Here is a 6157-nt window from a genome sequence, read left to right as displayed (position 1 = left end):
CGCGGAACCCGCGGCGGTGGCAGCGGGCGTGCCGGTGTCGGTCGCATGGGCGAAGCCCGCGGCGAGCGCCGCGGCGCCGACGCTCAACGAAGCCGCAACGCGCGCGAGGCGGTGCAGGCCGTTACTGCGCACGGCTGGCCTCGCCGTTGCGTGCGGCCCCGTTCCACGGCGCGATCTTGAACAGCAGCAGCATGCCGGGAATCGCGAGCGCGGTGCACACGATGAAGTAGTCGAACCAGCCGATCTTCGCGACGATGAAGCCGCTCGCGGCCGACGCGAGCGTGCGCGGCACCGACGCGAGGCTCGTGAACAGCGCGAACTGCGTGGCCGTATAGCGCGGGTCGGTCGTGCTCGCGATGTACGCGACGAACGCGGCCATCGTCAGGCCGGTGGTGAAGGTTTCGGCGCCGTAGACGATCGCGAGCGCGACGGTCATCGGGCTGAATTGCGGCGTGACGGCAATGCCGAACACCGACAGCGCCGACGCGATCGCATGGCTGCTCGACACGGTGAAGTCGTAGAGCATCGCGAGCACGGGCGAACCGGGGCCGAGCTGCGCGAGCCACGCGAAGCCGAGCGTCGACACCATCTGCAGCGCGCCGAAGATCCACAGCCCGCGGCCGATGCCGATCTTCACGAGCCAGACGCCGCCGATGATGCCGCCGGCGACGCTCGCGACGAGCGCGGTGGTTTTCGCGACGATGCCGATCTCGGTGCGCGAGAAGCCGATGTCGAGGAAGAACGACGTCGACAGCGTGGTGGCCATCGTGTCGCCGATCTTGAACAGGAAGATGAACGCGATGACGAGCAGCGCGCCGGCCCAGCCGTCGCGCTGGATGAATTCGCGGAACGGCAGCACGATCGCGTCGCGCAGGTTGCGCGGCGGCGTGCCGACCACTTCGGGCTCGCGCACGACGAGCGTCATCAGGATGCCCGGCAGCATGAACGCGCCGGTGATCGCGAACACGACGTCCCACGGCAGGTGGTCGGACAGGATCAGCGCCAGCGAGCCGGGGATCAGCGCGGCGAGCTTGTACGCGTTCACGTGGATGGCGTTGCCGAGGCCCTGTTCGGTATCGCGCAGCAGCTCGCGGCGATAGGCATCGATCACGATGTCGGCGCTCGCGCCGAAGAACGCGACGAGCGTGGTGAGCGCGGCGACCGTCCAGATCGAGTCGCGCGGCGACACGAAGCCGAGCGCGGCGATCGCGCCCGCGACCAGCAGCTGCGTGAGCAGCAGCCAGCCGCGCCGGCGGCCCGGCCGCCAGCCGGGCAGGCGCGGGACGTAGCGATCCATCAGCGGCGCCCACAGGAACTTCCACGTGTACGGGAACTGGATCAGCGCGAACAGGCCGATTTCCTTCAGGTTCACGCCCTCGGAGCGCAGCCATGCCTGCACGAGGTAGACGAGCGTGAAGAGGGGCAAGCCCGACGTGAAGCCCAGGAACACGCAGATCAGCATGTGCGTGTTCAGGTAGGCTCGCCAGCCGGGGTGATCCTCGTGAGCGGTGAGTGCGGGCGCCTCGTGTGGCGTTTTCGACATGGACTGGAACTGGATAGCGTTGACTGATTGCGGCGACAGCGCAGGCGGCGGCGCGGGTAGCGCAGCGGTGCGGCCGCACGTGCGTGCGGGCCGTCGGCGTCCGTCAACGGCTTCCCGGCTCAGCTGCGCTTGACGCGGTAGACAGCAAGACTACCACGCCAGTTCGCTCCCCATCGAATCGGTTGGCCTTCGTGCAGCACCACGCGGTCGAGGATCGTCACGCCGACTTCGGGCGCGAGCGCCTCGAAATCCTCGATCGTCAGCACCCGGACGTTCGGCGTGTTGTGCCACTGGTAAGGCAGCGACTTCGACACCGGCATCCGGCCGTTCAGCACCGACAGCCGGTGCGGCCAGTAGCCGAAGTTCGGGAACGACACGATGCATTCGCGCCCGACCCGCGCGGTTTCGCGCAGGATCGCGGCCGTCTGGTGAATCGTCTGCAACGTCTGCGACAGGATCGCGATGTCGAAGCTGTGGTCCTCGAACAGGCGCAGGCCGTCTTCCAGGTTCTGCTGGATCACGTTGATGCCGTTCTTCGCGCTCGCGAGCACGCCCGCGTCGTTCAGCTCGATCCCGTAGCCGGTCACGTCCAGCTCTTCCATCAGCAGCGCGAGCAGCGAGCCGTCGCCGCAACCGAGGTCGAGCACCGTCGAGCGCGGCTCGACCCAGCGCGCGATCGTGCGGAAGTCCGCACGCGCGGACAGGGAATTCAGCGCTTGCTGGTTCATGCACCCACCTCGTTGGCGATTCGTTCGTAATACGCGCGGATCAGGTTGTGATAGCGCGCGTCGTCGAGCAGGAATGCGTCGTGGCCGTGCGGCGCATCGATTTCCGCGTAGCTGACCGTGCGCTTGTTGTCGAGCAGCGCCTTCACGATCTCGCGCGAGCGGGCCGGCGCGAAACGCCAGTCGGTCGAGAAGCTCGCGATCAGGTATTTCGCCTGCGTGTGCGCGAGCGCGGCCGTCAGGTTGCCGTCGAATGCCTTTGCCGGGTCGAAGTAGTCGAGCGCGCGCGTGATCAGCAGGTACGTGTTCGCATCGAAGTAGTCGGCGAACTTGTCGCCCTGGTAGCGCAGGTACGACTCGACCTCGAATTCGACGTCGAAGCTGAAGTTGTACGCGTCGAGCGCGCCGTCGGCGCGGCGCAGCGCACGGCCGAATTTCTCGGCCATGTCGTCGTCGGACAGGTATGTGATGTGGCCGATCATCCGCGCGACGCGCAAGCCGCGCTTCGGCTTCACGCCGTGCGCGTAGTAGTCGCCGCCGTGGAAGTCGGGATCGGACAGGATCGCCGAGCGCGCGACCTCGTTGAACGCGATGTTCTGCGCGGACAGCTTCGGCGTCGACGCGATGTCGATGCAGTGCGCGACGCGCTCCGGATACATCAGGCTCCACGCGAGTGCCTGCATTCCGCCGAGGCTGCCGCCCATCACGGCGGCGAAGCGCTCGATGCCGAAGGCATCCGCGACGCGCGCCTGCGCGTGCACCCAGTCCTCGACGGTGACGACCGGGAAACTCGCGCCATACGGCTTGCCGGTCGACGGGTCGGCGCTCATCGGGCCGGTCGAGCCGAAGCACGAGCCGAGGTTGTTCACGCCGATCACGAAGAAGCGGTTGGTGTCGAGCGGCTTGCCGGGGCCGACCATGTTGTCCCACCAGCCGGTGCTGCGCGGATCGTCCGCGTAGACGCCGGCGACGTGGTGCGACGCGTTGAGCGCGTGGCAGACGAGCACCGCGTTCGAGCGCGCGGCGTTGAGTTCGCCGTACGTCTCGACGACGAGCTGATAGTTGCCGATCACGCTGCCGCTTTGCAAGCGCAGCGGTTCGGCGAAGTGCATGGTCTGTGGAGCGACGATGCCGATCGATTCCATTCGTTCCGCCTTATGACTGGGCAGCTAAATGGTGTCGGCGATGCGCGGAGTCGGAGATGCGCGGCTGACGACCTCTTTAGCCGCATTTGTAGTGAACCGCCGGGACAAGGACGAATCAAGGCCCCGGCTGGTTCGCGCGCCCGCAATCGAGTCAGCAAATCGGCGCGTTTCTGGCTGCCGCCCGTGGGGCGACAGTCGGCAAAGTATAGCGGAAATTGGGGAGCGCGGATTCGGGCGTGCGGGCAGGGCGCCGCGCCCGCGCCATCTCACTGCAGGATCAGCCGCAAATGCGCGTCGGCCTGCTCGCCCGGCGGTTTCTGGAACCCGCCCTTCGCGAAGCGGTGCCATCGGCCGATCACGTAGCTGACGAGCAGGCTCGCCCGGGCGCCCGGATCGTAGTCGGCCGGCAGCACGAACGGCGTCGCGCCGTCCGGCGGCGCGTTCGCCTCCGTGCGCGCGACGCGCAGGCATTGCTTGACGGTCGCCTCGATGCGGTCGAGCAGCTGGTTCACGCGCTCGGTCAGCCGCTCGTCCTCGCCGACCAGCGCTTCGCCGGTCAGCACGCGTGTCATGCCGGGGTTCTTCGCGGCGAAGTTGAGCATCGTCAGCGCGATCGTGCGCGCCTGCTGCACGCCGTTCGGCTCCTTCGCGACGATCTGGTTCACGAGCCCGAACAGCGCCTGCTCGATGAACTCGATCAGCCCCTCGTACATCTTCGCCTTGCTGGTGAAGTGCCGGTACAACGCGGCTTCCGACACGTCGAGCCGGGCCGCGAGCGCGGCCGTCGTGATTTTCTCGGGCTTGGGGGCCTCGAGCATTGCCGCGAGCGTCTGCAGGATCATCACGCGGCGCTCGCCCGGCTTCGGGCGGGCGCGGGTGGGTGTGGCCTGGCTTTCCGTTACGGCTTGGTCCTGCGGGTAAGTCGGCTGCATTTTTGTCGCCCCGATCGTGTGCCCAGTCGGAGCGATTTTAGCGAACGAATGCGCTGATCGACATAGTGCGGGCGACCGGTGGTCGGCAAATGGCCGGGCAGGTGGCCGGTGATCCACACCGTACCGATGCCGAGGCGCTTGTAGCGCTTCAGGTGGCCGCGCGTATCCTCGACGAGGATCGCGTCGGCCATGCGTGCGTTCGCGGCGCGCAGCGTCCGGCGCAGCATCGTGTGATCGGGCTTCGCGCGCCACGTGCGGCGGTCGCGCATGTGCTCGATCGCGATCACGCGCTCGAACAGCCGTTCGATGCGCAACTCGCGCAGCACCGCGCGCGCGTAGTTCTCCGGCGCGTTGGTCAGCACGAACTTGCGCCCGGGGAGCGTGGCGACGATGCGCGCCAGCCCGCGTTCGGAGCGCAGCATCGCGGGCAGGTCGGAAAACGTATGGACCGCGCGCAGGAAGTCGTGCGGGTCGATCGGATGATGGCGCGTGAGGCCGAGGAGCGCAGCGCCGTAGCGCTCGGTATAGCCGTTGCGCAGGCGGTCGGCTTCGGCGCGCTCGACCTGCAGCGCGTCGATGATGTACTGCGTCATCGCGCGGTTGATCTCGGGAAAGATCGCGTGCGACGCGTGGTGAAGGGTGTTGTCGAGATCGAACAGCCACACCGGCGCGCCGGCGCGGGGCCGGCTGCGCGACACGCGCCGGCGCCGCAGTGGGGCCGGCAAGTCGGGTGTGGCGGTCTTGCTGCGGGTGCTCAATGCGAGCGGATCATCGTGCCGAACGGCTGCTCGGTCAGGATTTCCAGCAGCACCGAGTGCTCGATCCGGCCGTCGACGATGTGCACCGACTTCACGCCGCTCTTCGCCGCGTCGAGCGCTGACGAGATCTTCGGCAGCATGCCGCCGGAGATCGTGCCGTCTTCGAACAGCGCATCGATCTCGCGCGCGGACAGGTCGGTCAGCAGGTTGCCGTCCTTGTCCATCACGCCCGGGATGTTGGTCATCATCAGCAGCTTCTCGGCGTTCAGCACGGTGGCGAGCTTGCCCGCGACGAGGTCGGCGTTGATGTTGTACGAGAGGCCGTCTTCACCGAAACCGATCGGCGAGATCACCGGGATGAATGCGTCGTCCTGCAGCGCCTTCACGACCGCCGGGTTGATCGCCTCGACTTCGCCGACCTGGCCGATGTCGATGTACTGGCCCGGGTTGTCGCGGTCCGGCATCAGCAGCTTGCGCGCGTGGATCAGGCCGCCGTCCTTGCCCGTCAGGCCCACCGCGTGGCCGCCGAAGTGGTTGATCAGCATCACGATGTCCTGCTGCACTTCGCCGCCCAGCACCCATTCGACGACTTCCATCGTCTCTTCGTCGGTGACGCGCATGCCCTGGATGAAGGTGCCGGCCTTGCCGATCTTCTTCAGTGCGTGATCGATCTGCGGACCGCCGCCGTGGACGATCACCGGATTGATGCCGACCAGTTTCAGCAGGATCACGTCGCGCGCGAAGCCTTGCTTGAGCCGCTCTTCCGTCATCGCGTTGCCGCCGTATTTGATGACCACGGTCTTGCCGTGGTAACGGCGAATGTACGGCAGTGCCTCGGCGAGGATTTCTGCTTTCAGCGTGGGGGCGATCTGCGAGAGGTCGATGGGCTCGGACATGGCGGCGGCTCAGGCTGGGAACGGTTGAAACACGGCGAATTGTACAGGAGTGGCGCAGCGCAGCATCGGGTTTTTGGCCGGGCCGGAACACCGGCGGCGCAGCCCGGGCACCGCACGCGGCGGCCCGCCGGCTATGGCGCGGCGCGATTTGGGCAGCA

General features: G+C 67.4%; 6 protein-coding genes. All 6 read right to left on the bottom strand.

The window, feature by feature from the left end:
- Positions 1-121: 121 nt before the first annotated feature.
- The 6 genes from G3O00_RS38735 to argB all read right to left on the bottom strand — a co-directional run bounded on the left by G3O00_RS38735 (position 122) and on the right by argB (position 5999).
- Positions 122-1543 (bottom strand): AmpG family muropeptide MFS transporter, encoded by a 1422-nt coding sequence (locus G3O00_RS38735; protein ID WP_011353549.1) that lies wholly within the window; start codon positions 1541-1543, stop codon positions 122-124.
- Positions 1544-1662: 119 nt separating this feature from the next.
- Positions 1663-2271, bottom strand: coding sequence for a methionine biosynthesis protein MetW (metW, locus tag G3O00_RS38730; protein WP_006755281.1), 609 nt, complete (start codon positions 2269-2271; stop codon positions 1663-1665).
- Entirely contained in the window at positions 2268-3413 is a 1146-nt protein-coding gene (locus G3O00_RS38725) for a homoserine O-acetyltransferase (RefSeq protein WP_011353548.1), read from the bottom strand. Before G3O00_RS38725 ends, metW begins: the two co-directional genes overlap by 4 nt.
- A gap of 266 nt (positions 3414-3679) precedes the next feature.
- A complete protein-coding gene (gene slmA / locus G3O00_RS38720) occupies positions 3680-4345 on the bottom strand; it encodes a nucleoid occlusion factor SlmA (RefSeq protein ID WP_174933816.1) in 666 nt (221 codons plus the stop codon).
- Positions 4312-5103 carry a pyrimidine 5'-nucleotidase gene (locus G3O00_RS38715; protein WP_206146151.1) on the bottom strand — a complete coding sequence of 264 codons (792 nt, stop codon included), beginning with the start codon at positions 5101-5103 and terminating at the stop codon, positions 4312-4314. The genes slmA and G3O00_RS38715 overlap by 34 nt, the downstream gene beginning before the upstream one ends.
- The gene (gene argB, locus G3O00_RS38710; RefSeq protein ID WP_006490510.1) at positions 5100-5999 is read right to left on the bottom strand and encodes an acetylglutamate kinase; all 900 of its coding nucleotides are present in this window, start codon (positions 5997-5999) and stop codon (positions 5100-5102) included. Before argB ends, G3O00_RS38715 begins: the two co-directional genes overlap by 4 nt.
- Positions 6000-6157: the final 158 nt, after the last annotated feature.

It is taken from the genome of Burkholderia sp. Ac-20384 (genome assembly GCF_017104605.1).
Lineage (GTDB): Bacteria > Pseudomonadota > Gammaproteobacteria > Burkholderiales > Burkholderiaceae > Burkholderia > Burkholderia lata.
The sequence above is the reverse complement of the archived record's forward strand: the minus strand, read 5'-3'. Positions and strand labels throughout refer to the sequence as shown.